Source organism: Acidovorax sp. KPB24-03, assembly GCF_057546605.1.
The window spans coordinates 1-928 of record NZ_BAAJYR010000777.1 but is presented as its reverse complement, the minus strand read 5'-3'; the positions used below and the strand labels follow the sequence as shown (position 1 = coordinate 928).

Below are 928 nucleotides of genomic sequence, written 5' to 3'. Positions count from 1 at the left end.
CAACGGACACTCGCCCCGGGCGCACCCCTTTCGCCCGATGCACCGCCGCCCGCCTCCCCGCTGCGGGTGCCACGCGAGTTCCTGCAGCGGTGCGAGCGCGTGGTGCTGCACCGCGACCCCGGCCGCTTCGCGCTGATGTACCGGCTGCTGTGGCGGCTCGCGCACGAGCCGGGCCTGCGCCACGACCCGCTGGACCCCGACCGCCTGCGGCTGCAGCACCTGGACCGCGCCGTGAAGCGCGACATGCACAAGATGCGCGCCTTCGTGCGGTTCCGGCCAGTGCCCGAGCCTGACGGCGGCACGCTGCACATCGCCTGGTTCGAGCCGGACCACTGGATCACCGAGGCCAACGCGCCGTTCTTCGCGCGCCGCTTCACCCAGATGCGCTGGGCCATCCTCACGCCGGACGCCAGCGTGCGCTGGGACGGCCAGCGGCTGCACCGGGGCCCGGCGGCGGCAGCGCAGCGACGCGCCGCCACCGGATGCGGGCGAGGCGCTGTGGCTCACCTACTACCGGAACATCTTCAACCCCGCGCGCCTGAAGCTGGACATGATGCGCAAGGAGATGCCCACGCGCTACTGGAAGAACCTGCCCGAGGCCACGCTGATCGGCGAACTCGCGCAGACGGCGCAGGCCCGCAGCACGCGCATGGTGGAGGCGCCTGGCACCGTGCCGCGCCGGCGCATCGCTGAGCGCCTCGATCAGGTTGAAGAGCATCTTGGTGCTCGAACTGTTGAAGTAGGCGAGCGCGATGCTCACCTCGATTTTGGTGTCCACCTGCCCGGCCAGGTAGGCCCTGAGCTGCGTGAGAACGTCGCCATAGAACGCCGCGGCATTCTCGGGGTAGGACTCGCCGCGCAAGCTCAGCGTATGGGCGTCGAACTTGAAGTCCACCTCCGGTGAACTGGGGGTCGGTGCGATGTAGAG

The 928-nt window shown here is 70.3% G+C and carries 2 pseudogenes; one reads left to right on the top strand and one right to left on the bottom strand.

Annotated features, from left to right (window positions below):
• Positions 1 to 691 (top strand): annotated as a pseudogene (locus tag AC27KI_RS25935) (TIGR03915 family putative DNA repair protein); the annotation flags it as partial.
• Here AC27KI_RS25935 and AC27KI_RS25930 read toward each other — a convergent pair.
• A pseudogene (locus AC27KI_RS25930) lies at positions 683 to 928 on the bottom strand (DUF1987 domain-containing protein); the annotation flags it as partial. The pseudogenes AC27KI_RS25935 and AC27KI_RS25930 overlap by 9 nt on opposite strands.